The sequence below is a fragment of the Modestobacter sp. VKM Ac-2985 genome, from assembly GCF_026967925.1.
GTDB lineage: Bacteria > Actinomycetota > Actinomycetes > Mycobacteriales > Geodermatophilaceae > Modestobacter.
The window spans coordinates 409,885-434,611 of sequence record NZ_JAPVBI010000002.1 but is presented as its reverse complement, the minus strand read 5'-3'; the positions used below and the strand labels follow the sequence as shown (position 1 = coordinate 434,611).

Annotated in this window: 23 protein-coding genes; 9 read left to right on the top strand and 14 right to left on the bottom strand. The window is 73.9% G+C overall.

Going from position 1 to position 24,727, the window contains the following annotated elements; genetic code table 11:
* Positions 1–10 precede the first annotated feature (10 nt).
* A complete protein-coding gene (locus O2V61_RS11255; protein ID WP_269183397.1) occupies positions 11–406 on the top strand; it encodes a DUF3224 domain-containing protein in 396 nt (131 codons plus the stop codon).
* A 34-nt stretch (positions 407–440) separates the two neighbouring features.
* Here the strand turns inward: O2V61_RS11255 and O2V61_RS11250 are convergent, their stop codons facing one another.
* On the bottom strand, positions 441–2,339 hold the full coding sequence (locus O2V61_RS11250) for an L-lactate permease (RefSeq protein ID WP_269183396.1): 1,899 nt from the start codon (positions 2,337–2,339) through the stop codon (positions 441–443).
* A 499-nt stretch (positions 2,340–2,838) separates the two neighbouring features.
* Here O2V61_RS11250 and O2V61_RS11245 point away from each other — a divergent pair, with 499 nt between their 5' ends.
* The 3 genes from O2V61_RS11245 (at position 2,839) to O2V61_RS11235 (ending at position 5,976) form a co-directional block, all read left to right on the top strand.
* Positions 2,839–3,969: an NDMA-dependent alcohol dehydrogenase gene (locus tag O2V61_RS11245; protein WP_269183395.1), complete on the top strand. Its 1,131-nt coding sequence runs from the start codon at positions 2,839–2,841 to the stop codon at positions 3,967–3,969.
* A 118-nt stretch (positions 3,970–4,087) separates the two neighbouring features.
* Positions 4,088–4,939, top strand: coding sequence for an AAA family ATPase (locus O2V61_RS11240; RefSeq protein ID WP_269183394.1), 852 nt, complete (start codon positions 4,088–4,090; stop codon positions 4,937–4,939).
* Between the two features lie 101 nt (positions 4,940–5,040).
* Positions 5,041–5,976, top strand: coding sequence for a vWA domain-containing protein (locus O2V61_RS11235; RefSeq protein ID WP_269183393.1), 936 nt, complete (start codon positions 5,041–5,043; stop codon positions 5,974–5,976).
* Between the two features lie 124 nt (positions 5,977–6,100).
* On the opposite strand, the gene O2V61_RS11230 is transcribed toward O2V61_RS11235, so the two are convergent.
* Positions 6,101–6,691 carry an MOSC domain-containing protein gene (locus O2V61_RS11230; RefSeq protein ID WP_269183392.1) on the bottom strand — a complete coding sequence of 197 codons (591 nt, stop codon included), beginning with the start codon at positions 6,689–6,691 and terminating at the stop codon, positions 6,101–6,103.
* A gap of 56 nt (positions 6,692–6,747) precedes the next feature.
* Between O2V61_RS11230 and O2V61_RS11225 the strand changes: the two genes are divergently transcribed.
* Complete coding sequence (locus O2V61_RS11225) at positions 6,748–8,148, top strand: M20 family metallopeptidase (RefSeq protein ID WP_269183391.1); 1,401 nt, start codon at positions 6,748–6,750, stop codon at positions 8,146–8,148.
* 42 nt (positions 8,149–8,190) lie between these two features.
* On the opposite strand, the gene O2V61_RS11220 is transcribed toward O2V61_RS11225, so the two are convergent.
* The 5 genes from O2V61_RS11220 to O2V61_RS11200 all read right to left on the bottom strand — a co-directional run bounded on the left by O2V61_RS11220 (position 8,191) and on the right by O2V61_RS11200 (position 13,366).
* A complete protein-coding gene (locus O2V61_RS11220; RefSeq protein ID WP_269183390.1) occupies positions 8,191–9,312 on the bottom strand; it encodes an XdhC family protein in 1,122 nt (373 codons plus the stop codon).
* A 23-nt stretch (positions 9,313–9,335) separates the two neighbouring features.
* Positions 9,336–10,445, bottom strand: coding sequence for a vWA domain-containing protein (locus tag O2V61_RS11215; RefSeq protein WP_269183389.1), 1,110 nt, complete (start codon positions 10,443–10,445; stop codon positions 9,336–9,338).
* 70 nt (positions 10,446–10,515) lie between these two features.
* On the bottom strand, positions 10,516–11,406 hold the full coding sequence (locus O2V61_RS11210; protein ID WP_269183388.1) for an AAA family ATPase: 891 nt from the start codon (positions 11,404–11,406) through the stop codon (positions 10,516–10,518).
* A 34-nt stretch (positions 11,407–11,440) separates the two neighbouring features.
* Entirely contained in the window at positions 11,441–11,707 is a 267-nt protein-coding gene (locus O2V61_RS11205) for a hypothetical protein (RefSeq protein ID WP_269183387.1), read from the bottom strand.
* 102 nt (positions 11,708–11,809) lie between these two features.
* Positions 11,810–13,366: an HNH endonuclease signature motif containing protein gene (locus O2V61_RS11200; RefSeq protein ID WP_269183386.1), complete on the bottom strand. Its 1,557-nt coding sequence runs from the start codon at positions 13,364–13,366 to the stop codon at positions 11,810–11,812.
* Between the two features lie 163 nt (positions 13,367–13,529).
* Here O2V61_RS11200 and O2V61_RS11195 point away from each other — a divergent pair, with 163 nt between their 5' ends.
* A complete protein-coding gene (locus O2V61_RS11195) occupies positions 13,530–14,801 on the top strand; it encodes a M18 family aminopeptidase (protein ID WP_269183385.1) in 1,272 nt (423 codons plus the stop codon).
* A 16-nt stretch (positions 14,802–14,817) separates the two neighbouring features.
* Here O2V61_RS11195 and O2V61_RS11190 read toward each other — a convergent pair whose 3' ends face one another.
* Both O2V61_RS11190 and O2V61_RS11185 read right to left on the bottom strand, forming a co-directional pair.
* Complete coding sequence (locus O2V61_RS11190) at positions 14,818–15,207, bottom strand: hypothetical protein (protein ID WP_269183384.1); 390 nt, start codon at positions 15,205–15,207, stop codon at positions 14,818–14,820.
* 30 nt (positions 15,208–15,237) lie between these two features.
* Complete coding sequence (locus O2V61_RS11185) at positions 15,238–16,863, bottom strand: acyl-CoA dehydrogenase family protein (protein ID WP_269183383.1); 1,626 nt, start codon at positions 16,861–16,863, stop codon at positions 15,238–15,240.
* Between the two features lie 186 nt (positions 16,864–17,049).
* Here O2V61_RS11185 and O2V61_RS11180 point away from each other — a divergent pair, with 186 nt between their 5' ends.
* Entirely contained in the window at positions 17,050–18,408 is a 1,359-nt protein-coding gene (locus O2V61_RS11180; RefSeq protein ID WP_269183382.1) for a glucose-6-phosphate dehydrogenase, read from the top strand.
* A gap of 6 nt (positions 18,409–18,414) precedes the next feature.
* Here O2V61_RS11180 and O2V61_RS11175 read toward each other — a convergent pair whose 3' ends face one another.
* Complete coding sequence (locus tag O2V61_RS11175) at positions 18,415–18,606, bottom strand: hypothetical protein (protein ID WP_269157842.1); 192 nt, start codon at positions 18,604–18,606, stop codon at positions 18,415–18,417.
* A gap of 150 nt (positions 18,607–18,756) precedes the next feature.
* Here O2V61_RS11175 and O2V61_RS11170 point away from each other — a divergent pair, with 150 nt between their 5' ends.
* Positions 18,757–20,442, top strand: a complete 1,686-nt coding sequence (locus O2V61_RS11170; protein ID WP_269183381.1) for a ribonuclease J — start codon at positions 18,757–18,759, stop codon at positions 20,440–20,442.
* A gap of 45 nt (positions 20,443–20,487) precedes the next feature.
* Here O2V61_RS11170 and O2V61_RS11165 read toward each other — a convergent pair whose 3' ends face one another.
* From O2V61_RS11165 to O2V61_RS11150, 4 genes are all read right to left on the bottom strand, one after another.
* Entirely contained in the window at positions 20,488–21,231 is a 744-nt protein-coding gene (locus O2V61_RS11165) for a GGDEF domain-containing protein (RefSeq protein ID WP_269183380.1), read from the bottom strand.
* A gap of 553 nt (positions 21,232–21,784) precedes the next feature.
* Positions 21,785–21,991 carry a DUF2795 domain-containing protein gene (locus O2V61_RS11160; protein ID WP_269183379.1) on the bottom strand — a complete coding sequence of 69 codons (207 nt, stop codon included), beginning with the start codon at positions 21,989–21,991 and terminating at the stop codon, positions 21,785–21,787.
* 31 nt (positions 21,992–22,022) lie between these two features.
* Positions 22,023–22,361 carry a hypothetical protein gene (locus O2V61_RS11155; protein WP_269183378.1) on the bottom strand — a complete coding sequence of 113 codons (339 nt, stop codon included), beginning with the start codon at positions 22,359–22,361 and terminating at the stop codon, positions 22,023–22,025.
* Between the two features lie 77 nt (positions 22,362–22,438).
* Positions 22,439–22,726: a hypothetical protein gene (locus O2V61_RS11150; RefSeq protein ID WP_269183377.1), complete on the bottom strand. Its 288-nt coding sequence runs from the start codon at positions 22,724–22,726 to the stop codon at positions 22,439–22,441.
* Between the two features lie 442 nt (positions 22,727–23,168).
* On the opposite strand from O2V61_RS11150, the gene O2V61_RS11145 reads away from it, so the two are divergent.
* The gene (locus O2V61_RS11145) at positions 23,169–24,659 is read left to right on the top strand and encodes a SulP family inorganic anion transporter (protein ID WP_269183376.1); all 1,491 of its coding nucleotides are present in this window, start codon (positions 23,169–23,171) and stop codon (positions 24,657–24,659) included.
* The last annotated feature ends 68 nt before the right edge of the window (positions 24,660–24,727 follow it).

The window sequence follows — 24,727 nt, the reverse complement described above, 5'->3', positions numbered from 1 at the left end:
GATGCACGGCATGGACCTGCACCTGACCGCGCCGTTCACCATCGACACCTGGGACGCGGTCGGTGACCCGGAGCCCGCCGAGCCCGGTGCGCCGGCCACCGGGAGGGTCGTGCTCGCGAAGACCTATGAGGGCGAGGACCTCACCGGCTCGGCCACCGGCCACGTGCTCACCACCCAGGGCGAGCGCGGCGCCTCCTACGTCGCGCAGGAGCGGATCACCGGCGCGCTGGCCGGCCGGCGGGGCAGCTTCGTGCTCGAGCACGGCGCCGAGATGGGCGAAGGCGTGGCCACCACCCCGTGGGCCCGGGTGGTCGCCGGTTCCGGCACCGCCGCGCTGGCCGGGCTCAGCGGCACGGGCACGGTCGCCCACGAGCTGCTCACCCTGGACGTCGTCCTGCCCGACTGACACCCCGCCCCGGCGAGGGCGGGGTGTCCGTCGATCAGCGGTCGTCGCGGGTGGCGTTGGGGTCCGGGACCATGTCCGTCTGGTCCCGGCCGTCGCCGGGCGCCCCACCGGTCGTGGGACTGTCCGCGGGCGACCCGGCCGTGTCGACGAGCTCGTTGTTCGGCTTCCCGGGCGACCGCCGCATCGCGATGATCAGCGCCGCGAGCGCGACCAGCAGCACGGCGAGCCACAGCGTGCTCAGGTTGGCCCCGAACCCGTAGATCAGCACCAGCGAGATCCCACCGGCCATCAGGCAGTAGTAGATCGTCGGCAGGACGGTCTTGCGGATCAGGTCGCCCTCCCGCCCGATCAGGCCGACGGTGGCCGACGCCGCCACGATGTTGTGCACCGTGATCATGTTCCCGGCCGCGCCGCCGACTGCCTGGGTGGCGACGACGGTCTCCGGGGTCACCCCGATCTGCTCGGCGGTGGAGAACTGGAAGAGCGAGAACATCAGGTTGCTGACCGTGTTGCTGCCGGCGACGAACGCACCCAGCGCGCCGATCCACGGCGCGAACGCGGGCCACGCCCCACCGGCGATCGACGCCGCCCCCTCGGCCAGGGTCAGCGGCATCGACGCCAGCCCGGAGTCGTTGAAGTCGGCCCCGGAGTTGATGAACACCCGGACCAGCGGCAGCGCGAACAGCAGCGCCACCGCCGCACCGGCCAGCTGGCTGCCGGCCACCTTCCACGACGCGGCGATGTCGGCCGGCCGCATCCGGTGGATGGCGTAGGTGATCAGGCAGGTGAGGATGAACAGGAAGCCCGGCAGGTAGACGACCTGCAGCGCCTGGGCGATGCCGGTGCCGAAGATGTCGTCGACGGTGACGACCCGCCAGCCGGTGGTCAGGAACTCGGTGATCGGGTCGATGGTCCGGCTCAGCACCAGCAGGACGGCGACGATGACGTACGGCGTCCAGGCCAGCCCGATGCTCATCTTCTTGCCGGCGACGTCCTTCTCGTCCTCCGGGGAGAGGCTGCCCATCCAGTTGGTCGCCCACCGCTGCCGGGGCGGGAAGTCCCAGATCTTCTTCGGCATCAGGAAGCCGCGGCTGGACGCGAACATCACGACGACCAGGCCGATCAGGCCACCGAGCAGGGACGGGAACTCCGGGCCGAGCACCGCGGCGACGGTCACCGACGGGATGGTCATGGCGAAGGCGGCGAACAGCGCGAACGGCCAGATCGCCAGGCCGTCGGCGAACCGCTTCCGCTCGCCGAAGAAGCCGCACAGCATGCAGGCGAGGATCAGCGGGATGAGCGTGCCGATGGTGCCGTGGATGGCGGCGACCTGGAAGCCGATCCGGTCGAGGAACTCGGGGAACTGGATGCCCAGCACCGACGTCCGCTCGTCCACGGCGTCCGCCCCGCTCAGCCCACCGCTGACGCCGACCAGGATCGGCGTGCCGACGGCGCCGAAGCTCACCGGCGTGCTCTGGATGATCAGGCCCACCATGACCGCGGCCATGGCCGGGAAGCCCAGCGCCAGCAGCAGCGGGGCGACGACGGCGGCGGGGGTGCCGAACCCGGACGCGCCCTCGATGAAGCTGCCGAACAGCCAGCCGATGATGATCGCCTGGACCCGGCGGTCGGGGCTGATGCTGGTGAACCCGGCGCGGATGGTCGCCATCGCGCCGCTCTTGGTGAGCGTCTCCAGCAGCAGCAGCGCGCCGAAGACGATGTAGAGCAGCGTCAGGGCCAGCAGCAGCCCCTGCACCGCTGACGCGGCGACCGCGGTGGGGCTCATCTCCCAGACGAACAGGGCAACGAGGACCACCACCACGAAGCCGATCGGCATGGCCCGCTTGGCGGGCCACCGCAGCCCGGCCAGCAGCACGCCCACCACCACGATCGGCAGCAGCGCCAGCAGGCTGAGCACAGCGAGGTTGTCCACGTTGACGCCTCTCGTCGGCAGAGTCCGCACCAACGGGTGCCGTGCGGATGCTGCTGCACTGTGACGCACAGCATGGTCGCCCGCCACCCCTGCGGTCCGCGGTCCCGACGCCCCGACCTCGACGGGCGGCGGCGTAGGACCACCCAGTGGGCCCGGTCGGTCGCCGGTTCGGGCACCGCCGCCCTGGTCGGGCACACCTGGGCGCCGGTGGCGAGCCGGCGGGCCGCAAGAGGGCGGCGGGCGCGGCGACCAGGGCCGCCCCGTAGCCGGCCGTCGCGGCACCGACGGGGGAGGGCACGGGAGCTCCTTGAGCGCCGGGGGAGGGCGGTGCTCATCCGAGCAGCGCCCGCCCACCCGCCACGCGGGACCGTTGCACGGACGACCGGCAACGTTGCACTGGTCTTCCGCCAGCTGTGATCTGTGCCATAGCGTGCGATCGGACTGCGCAGCTGCGCACGCCACCAAGGCCCTCATCGTCGAGGGCGACGAGGAGGACCCTGTGCCTGTCAACACCCGCGGCGCGATCATGCGTTCCGCCCCCGGCAAGTGGGAGGTCACCGACCTGGTCGTCGATGACCCGCAGGCCGGCGAGCTCCAGGTCAAGCTGGCCGCCTCCGGGCTGTGCCACTCCGACGACCACATCGCCACCGGCGACATGCAGGTGGGCAAGTACCCCTTCCTCGGCGGCCACGAGGGCGCAGGCGTGGTCACCAAGGTCGGCCCGGGCGTGAAGGACTACGAGGAGGGCGACCACGTCGTCTTCTCGTTCCTGCCCGGCTGCGGCCGGTGCCGCTACTGCGCCAACGGTCAGCAGTACATCTGCGACTCCGGCGCCAACCTGCTCGTCGGCTCGCGGTGGGACGACGCGTCGAGCTTCCGGGTCAAGACCTCCGACGGCGAGGACGTCGGGCAGATGTGCGGGCTGGGCACCTTCGCCGAGATCACCACGGTGGACATCCGTTCGACCGTCAAGATCGACAAGAGCATCCCGCTCGACGTCGCCTGCCTCGTCGGGTGCGGCGTCGGCACCGGCTGGGGCACCGCCGTCCAGGCCGGCGAGGTCCGGGCCGGCGACACGGTCATCGTGATGGGCGTCGGCGGGATCGGCATCAACGCCGTCCAGGGCGCAGCACACGCCGGGGCCAGCCACGTCATCGCCGTCGACCCGGTGCCCTTCAAGCTGGAGAAGGCCCGCGAGCTCGGCGCGACCGAGACGTTCGCGAGCATCGAGGAGGCCGCTGACTTCGCGCGCAGCGTCACCAACGGGCAGGGCGCGGACAAGGCGCTGGTGACCGTCGGCGTGCTGAAGGGCGAGCACATCGCCCAGGCGTTCGAGGCGATCGGCAAGGGCGGGCGGGTCGTCGTGACCGGACTCGGCGACCTCACCGACGTCGGCATCCCGATCAACCCCAGCATGCTGGCGCTGTTCACCAAAGAGATCCGCGGCGCCCTGTTCGGGGACCAGAACCCCAGCTCCGACATGCAGAAGATGCTGCGGCTCTACCAGGAGGGCAACATCAAGCTCGACGAGCTGATCACCAAGCGGTACAAGCTGGACGACATCAACCAGGGCTACGAGGACCTGCACGAGGGCAAGAACATCCGCGGCGTCATCGTCTACGACTCCTGACGCCTCGCTGTCCGGCCCCGGGGACCGTCAGGTCCCCGGGGCGTCCCGCCCGCTCGACGAGGAGCCCGTCATCACCGCGCCTGCCCGCCACGACGCTGCCCGGCTGGACGCGGTGGGGATGGTCCGCAGCGCCCAGGAACGGGTCGTCGCCCGGGTCCGGGAGGCGGAGGTGGTCGCCGCGGCGCTGTCGGCCGGGCGGAACGTCGTCCTCGAGGGCCCACCGGGCACCGGGAAGACGACGCTGCTGCGCGCGCTCGCCAGCGGCACCGGCGTGCCGCTCGTCCTGGTCGAGGGCAACGCCGAGCTGACCCCGACCCGGCTGGTCGGCCACCACGACGCTTCCCGGGTGCTCAGCGAGGACTACCGCCCGGAGAACTTCGTGCCCGGCCCGCTCACCCGGGCGATGACCGAGGGCGCGCTCCTCTACGTCGAGGAGTTCAACCGGGTGCCCGAGGAGACGATGAACGTGCTGCTCGGTGTGCTCTCCGAGCGCGAGATGCACGTGCCGCGGTTCGGCCGGGTGCCGGCCCGCCCGACCTTCCGGCTGGTCGCGGCCATGAACCCGTTCGACGCCGTCGGCACCGCACGCATCACCCCGGCGCTGTACGACCGGTCCTGCCGGGTGGCGATGGGCTACCAGGACGAGGACGCCGAGCGCGCCGTCGTCGCCGCGGCCACCGGCAGCCCTGACACGCTGGTGAACCGCGCCGTGCGGGCCGTCCGGATCACCCGCGACCACCCCGAACTGCGCATCGGGTCCTCGGTGCGCGGCGCGATCGACACCGTGCTGATCGCCACGGAGCTCGCCGTCGTCCGCGGCAGCACCGAGGTGGACGAGCGCACCGGCGCGGACGCCGCCCTGGCCGCGCTCACCGGCAAGGTCACCGTCTCGGACGGGCTGACCCGGCCGGTCGAGGACGTCGTCTCCGACATCTGGCGACAGGCCGGTGAGGAGCTGGGAAAACCCTGACCCCCGAGGCGGACGAGCCCCGGGGGGACGAGCCGGGGCCGGGGTCGCCGCCACCGCCCGGCACTGCACCCCCGGGTGCCCGCCCGGGGCCGCCGTCAGTGGTGGAGGACCCCGACCAGGTCGCCGAGCTGCTCCGCCGGCAGGGCGCCCGGGGCGCCAGCCGCGACCAGCTGGCCCGCACGCACGCCGAGTTCACCCAGGTCAGCCCGGAGGCCGGCCAGCTGGACGAGGAGGCGCTGGCCGACCTGACCGGCCGGGACCCCGACGCGGCGGCCCGGCTGGTGGCCGCCCTGGGCCGGGCCTTCGACCCCCGGTTGCGCGCTGCCGCCCGCACGCTGGCCGCGCGGTTGCCGGTCACGGTCCCGCGCACCGGCGTACCCGACCGGGCAGGCAGCCGGCGGGTGGTCACCCGCCGCGACCCGACCGGCGCCGACATCGACCTGGACGCCACCCTGGCCGCCCGAGGCGCGGAGCCGCACTGGCGGGCCGAGCACCTGCACACCCGCAGCTGGCGGGCGACCGGCCGGGCCTGCGTGCTCGTCGTCGACGCGTCGGGCTCCGTCGCCGGGGACGAGCTGGCGGCCGCCGTCCTGACGGCCTCGGCGCTGGCCCAGCGGATGCGGCCGGGTGACGAGCTGGCGGTGGTGGCGTTCTGGTCCACCGTGGTGGTGCTCCAGCCGCTGACGGCGGCAGCGCGCCCGGAGGTCGTGGTCGACCGGCTGTTCGACCTGCGCGGCGGCGGGACGACGGACCTGGACCTGGCGCTCCGGACGGCCGGCCAGCAGCTGGCCCGGACCCGCACCGCCGCCCGCGACGTGCTGCTGCTGTCCGACGGGATGCCCACCGACAGCCCCGACCCGGTCCCGGCAGCGGCGGCCCTGGCCCGCGCCGGGGCCCGGCTGCACGTGCTCGCGCTGTCGGCTGAGCCGGGCTCGGCGGAGGCGTGCGCGGTGCTGGCCGCGGCCGGTGGCGGCCGGTCCGCGGAGCTGCACCGCCCCTCCCAGGCACCTGCGGCGGTGCGCGCCCTGCTCGACTGACGAAGGACCTCGATGCCCCCCACGACTCGCGAGCTCGCCGCGGGCCCCTGCATCGAGGCCTTGCTCCGAGTGACCACCTCCCCCGCATCGCCTACCGCCGCCCGGCAGGCCGCCTACGACCGGGTCATCGACCTCTGCGGTCCCTCGCTGTCGAGTTGACCGGGCGGACGGCGACCCCGGCGCGCGCCCGGTCGAGCGGGACGGCGGAGCGCAACACCGCCGGGCCGAGCACCAGGACGCCATCGCTGCGGGCCGCGCAGCGGATCCCGGCGCGGCCCCGCAGGCCGCGGTGCGCGCCCGGGGCCAGCGCCAGGTCCAGCCACGCGCACGGGTTCGCCGGGCGACCGCCGGCGAGCAGGACGCCGTCCAGGCTGAACGGCTGCCCGCGCAGCGCCTCGACCTCCGCGCCGCGCAGCACGACGTTGCGCCGGGTGGCGAGCGGGTCCAGCGGGCCGCTGCCCAGCTCGCCGGCCAGCGCCTCCAGGGCCTCCAGGGCCTCGACGGCGATCACGGTGACCGAGGCGTCCCGGTGCGCGAGCCGGCCGGCGTAGCGGTCCCCCACGATCCCGTGCCCGGCGCGCACCTCCAGCCGGTCGCGCCGGTCGACCGCGCCGTCGGCCAGGGCCGCGTCGGGCCGGCCGTCCCAGCGGTGCGCGGGCGAGGCGAGCAGGTCGACCACCTCGACGTCGTACCGGTACCCCAGCTCCTCGCCCACGCGGCGATCCTGCCGTGCGCTTGCCGTGCGGCCACCCGGGACACACGGTGGAGGGCGTGGACCGCCAGACCGCCCTCGACGCCGCGACCGCCTCCTTCGACTCCGGCGCCTTTCTCGAGACCCTGGAGCGCCGGGTCGCGTTCCGCACCGAGAGCGCCGATCCCGGGCGGGCCGACGACCTGCGGGCCTACCTCACCGACGAGCTGGCGCCCGACGTCGAGCGGCTGGGCTTCACCGCGCGGATCGTGGAGAACCCGGTCTCCCCCCGCCACCCGTTCCTGGTCGCGCGACGGGTCGAGGACCCCGGGCTGCCGACCGTGCTCACCTACGGCCACGGCGACGTGCAGCCCGCCCACCCGGAGCAGTGGCGCGCGGGGCTGGACCCGTGGCAGGTCGTGGTCGAGGGAGACCGCTGGTACGGCCGCGGGGTCGCCGACAACAAGGGCCAGCACAGCGTCAACCTGGTCGCGCTGGAGCAGGTGCTCGCCGTGCGCGACGGCCGGCTGGGCTACAACGTCACGCTGCTGCTGGACATGGGCGAGGAGTTCGGCTCCCCCGGCCTGGACGAGATCTGCGACCAGCTGCGCGACGAGCTCGCCGCCGACCTGCTGATCGGCTCGGACGGCCCGCGGGTCGCCGCCGACCGGCCCACCGTCTTCCTCGGCACCCGCGGCGCGGTGAACCTGACGCTGTCCGTGCGGGCCCGGGCCGCGGCGCACCACTCCGGCAACTGGGGCGGGGTGTTGAGCAACCCGGCCACGGTGCTGGCCAACGCGCTGGCCAGCCTGGTCGACGGCCGGGGCCGGCTGCTGGTCGAGACCCTGCGGCCGGCGGAGGTGCCCCCGTCGGTGCGAGCCGCCCTGGCCGACGTCCCGGTCGACCAGGGGCCGGACGCCCCCACGCTCGACCCGGAGTGGGGGGAGCCGGGCCTGACGCCGAGCGAGCGGCTGTTCGGCTGGAACACCCTCGAGGTGCTGGCGATGACTGCGGGCGACCCGGAGGCCCCGGTCGGCGCGATCCCGCCGTCGGCCCGGGCGCACTGCCAGCTGCGGTTCGTGGTCGGCACGGACGGCGGCTCGGTGGCCGACGAGGTGCGCGCCCACCTGGCCGCGGCCGGCTTCGGTGCGGTCGAGGTCAGACAGGACCTCGCGATGGCCGCCACCCGCCTCGACCCCGACGACCCCTGGGTGGCCTGGACGCTGGCCTCGCTGGAGCGCACCACCGGCGTCCGGCCGGCGCTGCTGCCCAACCTGGGCGGGTCGCTCCCCAACGGCGCGTTCGCCGACGTGCTCGGGCTGCCGACGGTCTGGGTGCCGCACTCCTACCCGGGCTGCGCCCAGCACGCCCCGGACGAGCACCTGCCGATCTGGCTGGTCCGGGAGTCGCTGCAGGTGATGGCCGGCCTGTGGTGGGACCTCGCCGAGCTCGCCCCCGCCTGGCCGCCGTCCCACCCCTGACCCGCTGACCGGACCACCGACATGGCCGTCGTGGTGGTCCGGTCAGCGGTCGGCGGTGCGGTGGATGGGGCCGGCGACCTCGGCCAGCCGCTCGCCGGTGCCGCCCCAGCGGCCGGCGATGATCTCCGCGGCGATCGAGACGGCGGTCTCCTCCGGGGTGCGGGCGCCCAGGTCCAGCCCGATCGGTGAGGCGAGACGGACCAGTTCGTCCTCGGTCAGCCCCGCTTCGGACAGCCGCGCGAGTCGTTCGGTGTGCGTCCGTCGCGATCCCATTGCGCCGACGTAGGCCACCGGCAGCCGGAGCGCGACCTCCAGCAGCGGGACGTCGAACTTCGGGTCGTGGGTGAGCACGCACAGCACCGTGCGCTCGTCGATCGCCCCGGCGTCCACCTGCGCCTGCAGGTACTTGTGCGGCCACTCCACGACCACCTCGTCGGCGTCCGGGAAGCGGCGGGCGGTGGCGAACACCGGCCGGGCGTCGCAGACGGTGACCCGGTAGCCGAGGAAGGACCCCACCCGGGCGACGGCGGCGGCGAAGTCGATCGCACCGAAGACGACCATCCGGGCCGGCGGGGCGAAGGAGGAGACGAACAGGGTCAGCTCGTCGCCGCGCCGCTCACCGTCGTGGCCGTAGGTGAGGGTCGCCGTCCGGCCGGCGGCGAGCATGCCGCGGGCGTCGTCGGCGACGGCGTCGTCCAGCCGCTGGAGGCCGAGCGTGCCCGAGGCGCGGTCGGGCCAGAGCACCAGCCGCTTGCCCAGCCGGTCGACCGGGCCCTTGACGCAGGTGACGACGGCGACCGGCTCGTGCGCGCCCACCGACGCGGCCACGTCACCGAGCTCGGGGAAGGACTCCCGGGAGATCGCCTCCACGTAGACGTCGAGGATCCCGCCGCAGGTCAGCCCGACGGCGAAGGCGTCGTCGTCGCTCACCCCGTACCGCTCCAGGGTGGGTTCCCCGCTGGCCAGGACGTCCTGCGCCTCGGCGTAGACCGCGCCCTCGACGCAGCCACCGGAGACGCTGCCGACCGCCGTCCCGTCCGGGCCGACCAGCATCGACGCGCCCGCCGGCCGCGGCGCGGACCGCCAGGTCCCCACCACGGTGCCCACGCCGACGGTCTCCCCCGCCTGCCACCACCCGACCAGGTCATCGAGAACGTCGCGCATCGGGTCCTCCTCCTCGCAGTGCTCTAGGCACGCGTGATCACCCCGGCCAGTTCCTCGAAGGCGGCCAGGCTGTGTCCGGCGACGAAGCAGTCGATCGACGGCAGCGCGGCCACCATCCCACCGGTCAGCGGCTCGTAGCCGGCCCGGCCCTTGTGCGGGTTCACCCAGACGACGGCGTGCGCGAGCCGGGACAGCCGGGCCATCTGCTCGCCGAGCAGCTCCGGGCCCCCGCGCTCCCAGCCGTCGCTGCAGACCACCACGATCGCGCCGCGGGCGGTGCCGCGCTGGCCCCAGCGGTCCAGGAAGGCCTTGAGCACCTCGCCGATCCGGGTGCCGCCGGACCAGTCGGGGATCGCCGAGCCGCTGGCGGCCAGCGCCTTGTCCGGGTCGCGCAGCCGCAGCTCCCGGGTGACCCGGGTCAGCCGGGTGCCGATGGTGAACACCTCGGTGCTGGCCGGTCGGGCCCGGACGGCGGCGTGCGCGAACCGCAGCAGCGCGTCGGCGTACGGGCTCATCGAGCCGGAGACGTCGATCAGCAGCACCACCCGGCGCGGGCGCGGACGGGCCCGGTGGTGCACCAGCCGGGTGATCTCCCCGCCGTCACGCAACGCCCGCCGCACCGTGCGCGCCTGGTGGATGGAGCCGTGCGCCGACGGGCTGCGGCGCCGCGACGCGCGCATCGGGGTGGCCGGGGCGAGCAGGGCGAACAGCCGGCGCAGCTGGTCGCGTTCGGCGACGGTCAGCTCGGCGACGTCCCGGTGCCGGAGCACCTCCTCGCCGCTGGCCTGGGTGGCGAGCTCGGTGGGCTCCCCGCCCTCCTGACTGCCCTCGCCGGTCTGCAGCGGCGCGGACTGGGCCACCCGCTGCTCCTCCGCCCCGGACGGTCGCCGCGCCCGCGGCGCCTCGCCCCCGAAGTACGCGGCGAACCCGGCGTCGTAGCGCTCGAGGTCGTCGGGGCTCGCGCAGAGCGTCAGCCGGCCGGACCAGTAGACGGAGGTGGCGTCCAGGACGTCGAGGTGCGCCACCGCGGCCAACATCGCCTCCACCCGGTCGGGGGAGGCGTCGACGCCGGCGTGCCGCAGCGTGCGGGCGAACCCGAGCACGGTCGTGACGACGTCCCGCGTGCCAGGCATAGGAGGCTTTTCACCCGGTTTCTGCACCGGGAGTGGGTGCACAGCTTCCTTTGCCTGGGGCGGGCCGGGATCAGCCGCCACCGAAGAGCGCTCCCCGGGCGAGGGCGTGCACGCGGTCGGTGTCCTCCCGGTACTTCAGCACCGCGCCCAGCGTGCGGGCCGCGGTGTCCGGGTCGAGCTCGCGGGCGCCGAGGGCGTGCAGTGCGGTCGCCCAGTCCATCGCCTCGGCGACCCCGGGCGGCTTGAGCAGGTCGAGCTCGCGGAGCCGGGCCGTGGCGCGGGCGACCTGGCGGGTCAGCTCCTCGGTGACGTCGGGCAGCCGGCTGCGCAGGATCGCCACCTCGCGCTCGAAGTCGGGGTGCTCCAGCCAGTGGTAGAGGCAGCGGCGCTTGAGCGCGTCGTGCACCTCGCGGGTCCGGTTGGAGGTGAGGACGACGAGCGGCGGCGTCTGCGCGCGGATCGTCCCGAGCTCCGGGATGGAGATGGTGAAGTCGCTGAGCACCTCGAGCAGGAACGCCTCGAACTCGTCGTCGGCCCGGTCGACCTCGTCGATGAGCAGCACCGACGGGGAGTCCTCCAGCGCCTGCAGCAGCGGGCGGGCCAGCAGGAACCGCCGGTCGTAGAGGGAGGCCTCCAGCTCCTCGGCGCGCTCGGCGGCCCCGGCGGCCTCGGCGGCGCGCAGGTGCAGCAGCTGACGGCCGAAGTCCCAGTCGTAGAGGGCGTGACTGGCCTCCAGGCCCTCGTAGCACTGCAGCCGGTAGATCGGCCTCTTCGTCACCTCGGCGAGCGCACGGGCCAGCGCCGTCTTGCCGACCCCGGCCTCGCCCTCGAGGAAGAGCGGTCGGTGCATCACCAGCGCCAGGTAGGCCGCCGTCGCCAGGCCCTCGTCGGGCAGGTAGCCGGTGGCCTCGAGCGACGCAGCCAGCGCGGCGGGGTCGGCGGGCAGGGTGGGCTCGGTCACAGGTCGCAGCATCCCACCTCTGCTCCGGCCGCGATCAGTCCGCCGTCATCACCGTCAGGTAGTCGTCGTAGCCGGCGATGACGTCCTCGAGGTCGAGGGTCTCCGGGAAGTCGGCCACGTCCTGGTGCTTGCGCAGGAACTGCACCGTGCGCAGCACCACGTCCTCCTCGTCGTCGGCGCCGAGCTGGTCCATCACCTCGGGCGTCACCGTGAACCAGGTGCGCACGTCCTCCAGCTCGCTGAGTTGGGTCACGAGGTAGCCGTGCTCACCCTGGGCATCGATCTCGATGTCGTCGGCCATGCACTCCGACCTACCCGCGCGTCGGCGGCCAAACGCCCGGACTGCGGTGAGCGCGGGCACCGACACAGGCCGAGACGGCAGGCAGGCACGAGGAACGAGGGCTCAGAACGGCGGCGGGTCGTCCGGCGGGTCCGGCGGTGGTGGCGCGCCGGGTGGTGGTCCGGGCTCCGGGTTCGGGGGGTGCGATCGGGAGCCGGGTGATCGCTGGCCTGGCGGGCGAGTGATGCGGGTGACCCCGGAAGGTGTCGTGACGTGCAGAGTGCCGTCTCTGTCCATCCGGTACTGCCAGCCGGAGGCGAAGGTCTTGAGCCGGTGGTGGCTGCGGCACAGGCAGCAGAGGTTGGCGCAGTCGGTGGCCCCGCCGCAGGCGTGGGCGGTGACGTGGTCCAGGTCTGTCCAGCCGACCCGTTGCCCGCAGTCGGGGAACCGGCAGCGCCGGTCGCGGGTGGTGACGAAGGCCCGTTGCCGGTCGGTGGGCCGGTAGGCAGCGGTCACCGGCGGCGGCCCGAGGACCACACAGTCGCAGGGCTCGCTGGCATCCCGGCCGACGGTGTCCCCGGTCCTCTCGGCGGCGCCGGTGCTGCCACTGTCGGGGTGCCGGGGGCAGCCGCGGCGGGCCAGCCGGGCCAGCTCGGCGGGCGTCACCGTGGCCAGCAGCTCCCCGTCCGGTCCCGTGAGGGCGTAGGTGAGGGTCCCGCTGTCGGGGGCGGTGAGGCCGAGGGCGCCGACCCGGGCCAGGAGCTCGCGGAGGTGGCTGGCGGTGATCGGCAGCCCGTTGACCTCACCCGGGGCACTGCTGCTCCCGGCCAGCGCGGCCAGGTCGGCGGTGACCGTGAGGTTCGCGGCCACCACGGGCAGACCGGAGTCGGCGGGGCGGCGGATCAGCAGGGACAGCACGTGCGCCCGCAGCGCCCCGATCGGGCGGGGATCGCCGTCGGACTTGAGCATCAGGGCCAGTTGGTCGAGCAGGTCGTGGCACTCCAGGGCCTCATCGGTGGGCAGGTCCGCGGCCAGCGTCGACCGCCCGTCGGTGGGCGAGGGGTACACCCGTACGTCGGCGGCCTTCTCCGCCTCGGCCCGGCGCTCCTCGGACGCGGCGGCGTCCAGCCGGAGCAGCTCCTCGGTGGCGCGCCTCTCCAGCCGGGCCACCGACAGACCGGTCGCCTCCCCGAGCAGTGCGTCCTCGACCTGCCCGGCGATGTGCGCCGGGGTGTGTTCCAGGACGTCGGCCAGCACGTGGGCCCGCCGCTCGTCCAGCTCCCCGGCCGCCAGATCGGCGAAGGTGCCCGGGAGCTTCTGCGACCAGGTCCGTGCCCGCCGCAGCCGCACCGCCGCGGTCCCGCGACCCAGGTTCAGCACCGCGGACAGCTCGGCGAGGAAGAACTCGCTGATCTCGGCGCCACCGGACTCACTGGCCCAGCCCGGCCGTCGGGCACCCGGCCCATCCGGGTCCGGCGCGGCAGGCCGCCGACCGGCCAGCTCCACGATCAGCTCTGCCTCCTCCGCGGCCTCCATCGCCCGCCGCCGCTGCACGCCCTGCAACCGGGCCGCCACCCGCTCATCGGAGGACAGCCCCGCCAGGTCGCGGTGCGACTCGCCGGTGAAGAAGACGTCGACCACCGCGCCCAGCGGGCCGGAGAACGGAACCGTCGTCGTCATGGGTCGAACATACGTTCGAGGTCCGACAGTTCCGGTGAGGACCGGGGTCACCGGCGGGTCGAGCCGCCTCGCCGACCGTTGAGCCGTGTCGGTGCCCGGCCCCACGGTCGGTCCGGCGGCTCAGGGTCGGCCGGGCCCGGGGCCGTCGAGCAAGATGGGGCCCATGCCGGACCTCTCCCTCGGTGACGACCTGCGGGCCTTCGTCGACGCATCTCCCTCCCCGTCGCACGCCGTCGCGGAGCTGGCCCGGCGGCTGGGCACGGCCGGCTTCACCGAGCTGGCCGAGGCCGACCGGTGGGAGCTGGCCCCCGGCGGGCAGCACTTCGTCGTCCGGCACGGCAGCCTGATCGCCTTCCGGGTGGGCAGCGCATCGCCGGCCGAGGCGGGGCTGCGACTGGTCGGCGCGCACACGGACTCCCCCACGTTCAAGGTGCGGCCGCGCGAGGACGTCCGGCAGGCCGGGTACCGGCTGGTCGGGGTCGAGCCCTACGGCGGCGGTCTGTGGCACACCTGGCTGGACCGGGAGCTGACCGTGGCCGGCCGGGTCGCGTTGCGCGGCGGCGCGACCGCCCTGGTCCGGCTGCCAGGTGCGCCGCTGCGACTGCCGTCCCTGGCGATCCACCTGGACCGCGGCGTCCGCGACGGCCTGAAGCTCGACCCGCAGCGCGAGCTGGTGCCGGTGTGGTGCCAGGACCTGGGCACCGAGCCGGGGCTGCGGGAGGCGCTGGCCGCCGCGGTCGGCGCGGCCGTGCAGGACGTCGTCGGGCACGACCTCGTGCTCACCGACACCCAGCCGGCCGCCCGCACCGGCGCCGACGGCAGCTGGGTCGCCGCCCCGCGGCTGGACAACCTGGCCAGCTGCCACGCCGGTGCGACGGCGCTGATCGCCGCGGCGGCCACCCGCCGCACCCAGCTGCTGGTCGCCAACGACCACGAGGAGGTGGGCAGCGGCTCGATGTCCGGGGCCCGCGGCAGCTTCCTGGAGGACGTCGTCCGCCGGCTGGTGGCGGTCCTGGACGCCGGTGACCCGCAGGCGCTCCCCCGGGCCCTGGCGCAGTCCCGGCTGGTGTCGGCGGACATGGCCCACGCACTGCACCCCACCCGCTCCGACCGGCACGAGCCGGGCCACCAGCCGCAGCTGGGCGGCGGGCCGGTGCTGAAGGTGAACGCGAACCAGGCCTACGCCACCGACGCGGTCACCAGCGGTTGGTTCGCCGATCGCTGCGCGGAGGCCTCGGTGCCGGTGCAGTGGTTCGTCACCCGGGCCGACCTGCCCTGCGGGAGCACGATCGGCCCGCTGACGGCGACCCGGCTGGGCGTCGCGACGGTCGACGTCGGCGCCCCGATGCTGGCCATGCACTCGGTCCGGGAGCTGGCCTCGGCCCTCGACGTCCCGCTGATGGTCGGCGCGCTGACCGCCTGCTTCACCGACTGATCACGCCGGGGGAGGGTCAGGCGTCGATGCGACGGCGACCCGGGGCCCGGCCGATCCCGACCGCGACGAGGAACGAGCCGAGGAACAGGCCCACGGCGATCAGCAGGGCGCCCACCATGAACAGCCCGGTCTCGTCCTGGAGGGCTGCGTCGACCGTCCAGCACAGGGTGAACGGCACGGTCACCACCAGCGCCGCGACCAGTGGCCGGAGCACCCATCCGGCCAGCACCGCGGCGGCCAGCAGCGTCAGCAGGCAACCGACGACCTGCCACGTCTCGTAGGGACCCGAGGTCGTGCTGGTCTCCGGGTCGAACTGGTACTCCCGGTCCCAGGCCAACCACGCGACCCAGGCGAGCACGCTGAGCCCGGCCGCGCCGGCGGTCAGGGGAGTTCGACGTCCGGTCATGCGCCGGAGGATAGGGCGGATCGAGCCCGGTCAGGCGCGCGCCGCGATCGCGGCGAGGTCCAGGCCGGGGTCCAGGGCGCCGTACTCGAGGCTGCGGTCGGGCCCGAGCCGGGCGGAGACGAAGGCGTCGGCGACGGCGGCGGGCGCCTCGCGGATCAGCACGGCGCCCTGCAGGGCGAGCGCCAGCGCCTCCACGACCCGGCGGGCGTGCGGCGGCGCACTCGCCGGGTCGGCCTGCACCCGTCCGATGAGGGCCCGGGTCGCCTGCACGTGGGCGTCGAAGGCCCGGTGCTGCCCCAGCGCCGAGGAGACCTCCCGGTCGACGGCGGCCACCGACTCCGGCTCGCGGGCCATCGCCCGGAGGACGTCGAGGGCGATCACGTTCCCCGAGCCCTCCCAGACGGCCATCACCGGCTGCTCCCGGTAGCGGCGGGCCAGCGGGAACGCCTCGGTGTAGCCGTTGCCGCCCAGGCACTCCAGCGCCTCGTAGGCGTGGTGCGGCCCCCGCTTGCAGACCCAGTACTTGGCGACCGCGGTGGCCAGCCGGCGGAACGCGACCGACTCGGCGTCCTCACGGTCGTAGGCCGCGGCCACCCGGAGCGCCGTCCAGGTGGCGGCCTCGGCCTCCAGCTGCAGGTCGGCGACGACGGCGGTCATCGCCGGCTGGTCGATCAGGGTGGCGCCGAAGGCGCTGCGGTGCCGGGTGTGCCAGGCGGCCTCGGCGACGGCCTGCCGCATGCCGGCGGCGCTGCCCAGGACGCAGTCCAGCCGGGTCTGCCCGACCATCTCGATGATGGCGCGGACGCCGCGGCCCTCCTCCCCGACCAGCCAGCCGACGGTGTCCTCCAGCTCGATCTCCGAGGAGGCGTTCGACCGGTTGCCCAGCTTGTCCTTGAGCCGCTGGATGCGGAACACGTTGCGGTCACCGCCCGGCAGCACGCGGGGCACCAGGAAGCAGGAGAGGCCGGCGGTGGTCTGGGCGAGCACCAGGAAGGCGTCGGACTGCGGGGCCGAGCAGAACCACTTGTGCCCGGTCAGCCGCCAGGTGCCGTCGCCGGCGTCGAGCGCCCGGGTGGTGTTCGCCCGCACGTCCGAGCCGCCCTGCTTCTCGGTCATCGCCATGCCGAAGACCGCCGAGGTCTTGGTGGCCGGGTCGCGCAGCTCGGGGTCGTAGTCCCGGGAGAACACCCGGGGGAGCCACTCGTCGGCCAGCTCCGGTGTCGTCCGCAGCGAGGGGACGACGGCGTGGGTCATGCTCACCGGGCACGCGTGCCCGGGCTCGACCTGGGCGAAGAGCATGAAGACCGCCGCCCGGGCGACGTGCGCGCCGGGCCGCGGTCCGGACCAGCAGCTGGTGTGCGCGCCGTGCGCGACCGCCGCGGCGGTGATCCGGTGGTAGGCGGGGTGGAAGTCGACCGCGTCGACCCGGTTGCCCCAGCGGTCGTGGCCGGCGAACACCGGCGGGTGGGTGTTGGCGAGCTCGGCGTCCCGCTGGACGTCGGCCTGCCCGACGAGCGACCCGACCTCGGCGAGGTGGGTCTCCGCCCAGCCGGCGTCGTAGCGCGCGACCGCCTCGGTCAGCGCCGGGTTGGTGGAGTACTCGTCCAGGCCGACCCGTGGGGGCGCCTGGTTGAGCACCTCGTGCGTGCTGCCCACTGCGCCTCCTCGCCGACGTGCTCCCGGTCACCTCGAGTGCACCACGACCCGGTGCGCCGAGGAGACCCGGGCCACGTCGCCCGGCCGGCCGGTCCGGCAGCTCGGGGTTCAGCACCGGCGGCCCTGGGCAGGGCGCGAGGGTGGGGCCGCGAACGGCGGCCCGGCTCGACGACGGACGGGGTGACGATGCAGGCGACCTTCGTGGTGCTCGGGGGGACGGGTGACCTCACCGGGCGCCTGCTGCTCCCGGGGCTGGCCCAGCTGGTCCAGGCCGACGCGCTCGGCGACGGCGTCGACGTGCTCGCGGTGGGCCGGGACGACTGGTCGGAGCAGGAGTACCGGGAGTGGGCGGGCGACCGGCTCGCCGAGCACGGCGCGCACGTGCCCGAGCAGGCCCGCGACCAGCTGGTCAGCCGACTCGGCTTCCAACGCGGTGACGTCACCTCACCCGAGGACCTCCGGCAGGTGCTGGCCCGGGTGCCGGGCCGCCCGGTGCTGTACCTGGCCCTGCCGAACACCGTCTTCCTCCCCACCCTGGAGGCGCTCACCGAGGTCGAGCTCCCCGAGGGGACGACGATCGCCGTCGAGAAGCCCTTCGGCCGCGACGAGGCCGACGCCCGCCAGCTCAACGACGTCCTGCACCGGCTGGTCCCGGAGACGCAGGCGTTCCGCACCGACCACTTCCTGGCCAAGCAGACCGTGCTCAACGTGCTCGGGCTGCGCTTCGCCAACCGGCTGTTCGAGCCGGTCTGGAACGCCTCGCACATCGACCGGGTCGAGATCGTCTTCGACGAGACGCTGGGCCTGGAAGGGCGCGCCGGCTACTACGACACGGCGGGGGCGCTGCGGGACATGCTGCAGAACCACCTGCTCCAGCAGCTGGCCGTCGTCGCGATGGAGCCGCCGAACGCGGTCGACGGCCCGAGCCTGGCCGCGCGCAAGGCCGACGTCCTGCGGGCGGTCCGGCCCCCGGCCGACATGGCCCGGGACACCGTCCGCGGGCGCTACACCGCCGGGACCGTGCAGGGCCGGGAGCTGCCCGACTACACCAGCGAGGAGGGCGTCGACCCGGCGCGGGAGACCGAGACGCACGCCGAGCTCACCGTGACGATCGACAACTGGCGCTGGGCGGGCGTCCCGTTCCGGCTGCGCAGCGGCAAGGCGCTCGGCGCCGGCCGGCGGGAGATCGCCGTCTGGTTCAAGCCGGTCCCGCACCTGGCCTTCGGTGACCAGCAGCTCGAGCCCGACGTGCTGCGGCTGGGGCTCGACCCGGACCACGTGACGCTGGAGCTCAACCTGAACGGGCCGGGCGAGCCGTTCGACCTCGAGCGCCGCGCCCTGGACATCGACCTGGCCCCGAACGACCTGTCGGCCTACGGGCTGCTGCTCCGGGAGGTGCTGGCCGGGGACGCCACCCTGTCGATCAGCGACGTGGAGGCCGAGCAGTCCTGGCGGATCGTCGAGCCGGTCCTCGCCGCCTGGGCGGAGGGCGAGGTGCCGTTGCAGGAGTACCCGGCCGGGTCGGCCGGCCCCGCGCCGGGCTGAGACCCGCTACGTCGGGGGCTCCAGCTGGAACAGCCGGTGGACCACCTCCACCCAGGCGCTCCGGACCTCCGCAGGCCGGTCCGCGACGAGGTCCCGGATGCAGGCCAGCACCCCGCGCCCCTCGCCGACGACGCCCTGGAAGGCCAGGCCGAAGACCAGCGACCGGATCTCCTCGAGTTGCAGACCGGCATCGATCAACGGCTGGACGACCCACTGGTGTTGGTCCCTCGCGAGCGACTCCACATCACAGGTTCGCCGGGAAGGGCCGGCTCGGATGCAGACGGCTGGATGCAGACACGACGGGGACCGGCAGCAGGTCCCCGGTCCCGCGCACGTAGCGTGAAGGGCATGAGCCGTTCCCGCCGCGACCCCGGCACGCTCCCCGCACTGGCGCCCAACGGCCTGCGGATCGTCGCCCTGGGTGGTCTGGGTGAGATCGGCCGCAACATGACGGTGTTCGAGCACGCCGGCAAGCTGCTGATCGTCGACTGCGGCGTGCTCTTCCCTGAGGAGCACCAGCCCGGGATCGACGTGATCCTCCCCGACTTCACCTCGATCCGGGACCGGCTGGACGACGTGGTGGCGGTCGTGCTGACCCACGGGCACGAGGACCACATCGGCGGCGTCCCCTACCTGCTGCGGGAGCGGCGGGACATCCCCGTCATCGGGTCGAAGCTGACGCTGGCCTTCATCGAGGCCAAGCTCAAGGAACACAAGATCACCCCGGTGACCGAGCAGGTCGCGGAGGGCGACGAGCTGCGGCTGGGCCCCTTCGACCTGGAGTTCCTGGCGGTCAACCACTCCATCCCCGACGCGCTCGCCGTGGCGATCCGCACCGCGGCCGGCCTGGTCTTGCACACCGGCGACTTCAAGATGGACCAGTTCCCGCTGGACCAGCGGATCACCGACCTGCGCGGGTTCGCCCGGCTCGGCGAGGAGGGGGTCGACCTCTTCCTCACCGACTCCACCAACGCCGACGTGCCCGGCTTCACCACGTCCGAGGGCGAGCTCACCCCGGCGATCGACACGGTCTTCCGGACCGCCCCCAAGCGGGTCATCGTCTCCAGCTTCGCCAGCCACGTGCACCGCATCCAGCAGGTGCTGGACGCCGCGCACGAGCACGGCCGCAAGGTCGCCTTCGTCGGCCGGTCGATGGTCCGGAACATGGGGATCGCCCGCGACCTGGGCTACCTGCGGGTGCCCAAGGGCCTGGTCGTGGACATGAAGGTGCTGGAGAAGCTGCCCGCCGACCAGGTGTGCCTGATCTGCACCGGCTCCCAGGGCGAGCCGATGGCGGCGCTGTCCCGGATGGCCAACCGGGACCACGTCATCCGGATCTCCGAGGGCGACACCGTGCTGCTGGCCAGCTCGCTGATCCCGGGCAACGAGAACGCCATCTACCGGATCATCAACGAGTTCACCAAGATCGGCGCCAACGTCGTCCACAAGGGCAACGCCAAGGTGCACGTCTCGGGGCACGCCAGCGCCGGCGAGCTCGTGTACTGCTACAACCTCGTCAAGCCGCGCAACGTCATGCCGGTGCACGGGGAGTGGCGGCACCTGCGGGCCAACGCCGACCTGGCGATCCGCACCGGGGTCCACCCGAACGGGGTGGTCATCGCCGAGGACGGCTCCGTGGTCGACCTGGTCGACGGCCGGGTCTCCATCACCGGCAAGGTGCCCGCGGGCAACGTCTACGTCGACGGCTCGACCGTCGGCGGGGCGACCGAGGCCTCGCTCAAGGACCGGCGCACCCTGGCGGAGGAGGGCGTCATCACCGTCGTGGCGATCGTCGACGCCACCACCGGCCAGCTCGTCGAGGCACCCGACTTCCTCGCCCGCGGGTTCGTCCACGAGGCGGAGTCCTTCGACGCGGCGGTGCCGCTGATCGAGCGGGAGCTGGCTCGTGCGGCGGCCGACGGCGTCAAGGACGCCGCCCAGCTGGAGCAGCTGATCGCCAAGGCCGTCAGCAACTGGGCGAACCGGTCCCACCGCCGCACGCCGATGATCATCCCGGTGGTCATCGACGCCTGAGTCGCCGCCCGGCCCGACCTCCTCGCGCACCGGGCCGCCGCGACCTCAGCGGGTGGGCGCGACCAGCCCTGGGTGCGGTCCGCGATGGCTCTCGATGCGGTTCCGGCCGCGGGACTTGGCCCGGTAGAGAGCGCGGTCGGCCTGGCCGATGAGGGCCTCGACGTCGTCGTGCTGGGCGGTGGCCACGCCGATGGAGACGGTGAGCCGGTCGTCGGTGCACGCGGACACGAACTGCCGGATCCGGTCGGCGATCAGCAGGCTGCTGGCGTGATCGGCGTCCAGGACGACGGCGAACTCCTCCCCACCGATCCGGTGCACGCCGTCCCCGCTCCGGCAGGCCTGCTGCAGCGCGCGGGCGACTCGGACGAGGGCGCGGTCCCCGGCGGGATGACCGTGCCGGTCGTTGTAGGACTTGAAGTGGTCGATGTCGGCCAGCACCAGGGTGACCCCGACCGGGTCCGCGTGACGACGCCGTCCGACGATCCCCTGCAGGCGGTCGCGCAGGTCGTCGTCGAAGGCCCCCCGGTTGCCCAGTCCGGTCAGTGCGTCGGTGCGACAGCGCCGCTCCAGCTCCTCGATGACCCTCCGGGAGCGCCGGGTGTGCCGGTGGAGCAGCACCAGGGCCGCCGTCCCGGGCAGCACTGCGGCCAGCCGACCCGGGGCGGCCCCCGTCGACCACCGCGCCGCGCCCCGGCCCTTCGAGCGGGGCGAGGCGAGCAGCGGGAGTGTCGTCAGCGCCGTGATCTGCCAGGCGGTGTGCACCGCCCTGCGGGAGGAGTGCGCGCTCACCTGGACTGGTCGGCCGGCGGCAGTGTGCCCATCGGCCGGCCCAGCGCCACGGCCCGGCCGATGGCCGTTCCGCGCGCGAGGGCGGTGCCGTCGGGCTGTGGCCCCATCGGCGGCGGCGTGCGGGCGACGAGCGGCACCCCCGCCGCGTCGGCGAGGGCGCGTGCGGCGCGCTGCGGGGTCTGACTGACGTCGACGACCAGGGAGAGGTCGTCGAGGTGCTGGGCGTCGGGGATGGTCTCGTCGTCGACACCCGACCGCGCGGGCCAGCGGCTGCTGAGCGGCGTGAGGGTCCGACAGGAGGTGGGGGCCAGCAGCGCGCGCAGTCGGCTCGCCGCCAGTCGGCTCGTGCGGCCGAAGGGGCGGTAGACGCCGACGACTGCGTCCTCGGGGGCCCCGGGCAGGTCACGCAGGTGGGCGGCGGCCCGGTCGGCGAGGTCCGCGAGGCCGTCGAGCTCGGGGCTCGGCGCCGGGGCCGACGTGGTCGTGTCGATGTCGAGGTGGAGAGAGATGGTCGTGCTCCGGTCTGGTCGGACGGGTTCGGTCGGGTGCGGGATCAGCCGCCGACGGGCAGGTCGGGCAGGTGCGGCCAGATCTCCCGTGGACTGCTGAACTGCCGATCCGGCAGGCCGTCGAGCAGGAACAGCACGTCCGGGTCGGCACCGGTCGTCAGTGCTGCCTCGCGCATCTCGTCACTGGTGACCGGACCGTGGCCGAATGCGGCCTCGATGTGGTCGAGGACCTGGGTGCGGGTCGTCGTCATGGCGTCTCCCTCGGTGTGTGTGCGGGTGGGTTCAGGTGTGAGACCGAGGGCGGACCGCACGAGGGCGGTACTCGGCCGGCAGGGGTGCATTGGCACGCTCGGACCGCAGCAGCGCCTCGGCGTCGCACGCCGTGCAGCAGTGGGTCTCGGTCCAGCCGACGACGGACAGCTGGGTCCCTCGGGAGAACTGGGTGAGCACCTGCGGCCGCAGCACCAGGTCCGTGCCGGCGCAGGTGGCGCACCGCAACTGGCGATCACGCAGGAACCGGCGCCCGCAGGTGCCGCAGGTGATGCCGATGCCCTCGACACCGCGGTCGCCGACGAGGTCGTCGGTCTCGCCACAGTGGGGGCACTCGATGTGCAGGGGCATGGACGTCCTCCTCCGTCGAGGGCTGCGCGTCGGCGCCCTGGGCGTAACCCTACTCTGACGTGAGTGTTGGGTGTACGTCAATCAGGACCGCGCTCGTTCCCAGCCGACTCGTCGAACAGCGAGGGCAACAGCCGGTCGAACTCCAGGACCAGCGGGATCGTGCGCTGCGCGAACTCCCGGTAGAGCTCGGCACCGCGGTGGTCCAGCCGGATGGCGGTCGGCCACCCCGACGCCACGAGTGCCCGGAGCTCTGCGGATGTGCGGTCGGCCGGCATGTCCAGCAGGGCGAGCACCCGTGCCAGTTCGCCGACCAGGACCTCTGGCGCGGTCGTGGCCCGGGTGGCCAGGTGCCGGAGCGTCCGCAACGTGGTCTGGTGCGTGACGTGCAGGGGGAGCCAGCACCTCCCGCCGCAGCTGTGCGCCCATCTCGGCCGGCAGGTCCTCGAACGCCGACTGGTCCATGCCGCCTCCACTGACCCGCTCGCGCCTTGCCGAACCTCCGGACCGGACCAACCCTACTCTCACGAGAGGGTAGAGGGACGGAATCGGACACCTGGCGCGACAGGCCGGTGACCGACCCCACTGCACACTTCCCTGACGTGAGGGTTATGTTCTTCCCGACGAAGACGGGCACAGCGGCCCGTCGATTCCGGACCACCGACGTTCCGGGCCCCGCCTCCGGCGGCTCAGCGCTCCCGATGTCGGACCGATGACGCGCACGTCCCCGGACGCCGCGCGACCCCAGCTCTCCTGGCGCCCTACGGCGCCTTCCCAGCGCCTGCGGGCGCACGACCCGAAGACGGTGGCATGTCCTCTGCACTGCTGTCGCGGCCCAAGCCGCGCCTGACCCGACCCACCTGGCTGTCGCCGCGCGTCGCGCGCACCGAGGTCCTCGCCGGGATCGTCGTGGCCCTGGCCTTGATCCCCGAGGCGATCAGCTTCTCCATCCTGGCCGGGGTCGATCCCCGCGTCGGCCTCTTCTCCTCCTTCGTGATGGCCGTGGTGATCTCCTTCACCGGCGGTCGTCCGGCGATGATCACCGCCGCCACCGGGGCCATCGCCCTCGTGGTCGCGCCCCTGGCACTGCAGTACGGGGTCGAGTACCTGCTCGCGGCCATCGTGCTCGGCGGCGTCTTCCAGGTGCTCCTGGGCCTGTCCGGGTTCGCCCGGCTGATGCGGTTCATCCCGCGCAGCGTCATGGTCGGCTTCGTCAACGCGCTGGCCATCCTGATCTTCACCGCGCAGCTGCCGTACCTGGTCGACGTCTCCTGGCTGGTCTACCCGATGGTCGCCGCCGGGCTGGCGATCATCTTCCTGCTCCCGCGGTTCACGACCGCGATCCCGGCCCCGCTGGTGTCGATCGTGGTGCTCACCGGCCTCACCGTCGCCGCCGCCCTCACCGTGCCGAACGTGGGCGACCAGGGCGAGCTGCCCGACAGCCTGCCGTTCTTCGGCATCCCGGACCTGCCGTTCACCTGGGAGACGCTGACGATCATCGCCCCCTACGCCCTCGGCGTCGCCTTCGTCGGGCTGATGGAGTCGCTGATGACGGCGAAGCTCGTCGACGACCTCACCGACACCCCGTCGAACAAGACCCGCGAGTCCTGGGGCCAGGGCGTCGCGAACGTCGCCTCCGGCTTCTTCGGCGGCATGGGCGGCTGCGCCATGATCGGCCAGACGATGATCAACGTGAAGTCCGGTGCCCGGACCCGGCTGTCGACCTTCCTGTCCGGCGTCTTCCTGCTGGTCATGGTCGTCGTCCTCGGCGACATCGTCGCGCTCATCCCGATGGCCGCCCTCGTCGCCGTGATGATCTTCGTGGCGGTCGCGACGTTCGACTGGCACAGCCTGCGGACCATCCACACGATGCCCCGCAGCGAGACGATCGTGATGCTCTCCACCGTCGCGGTCACCCTGATCACCCACAACCTCGCCATCGGCGTCGGCACCGGCGTGCTGGTCGCCTGTGTGCTCTTCGCCCGCCGGGTCGCCCACCTCGTCGAGGTCACCAGCGTCACCGACCCCGACGGCGGCACCCGGGTGTACGCGGTGCGCGGCGCGCTCTTCTTCGCCTCGAGCAACGACCTCTACACCCAGTTCGACTACGCCGGCGACCCGGAGAAGGTCGTGATCGACCTCTCCGACGCCCACGTCTGGGACGCCTCCACGGTCGCCGCCCTGGACGCCATCACCCACAAGTACGCCACCCGCGGCAAGCAGGTCGAGGTCATCGGCCTCAACGGGCACTCGGCCTCCCGCTACGAGCGGCACAGCGGGCAGCTGGCCGGCGCGCACTGACCCACACCGCCGGCCCGCGCACCGCGGGTCGGCCGGACGACCTCCGGGGCGGTCGGCTGCTGGCCGCC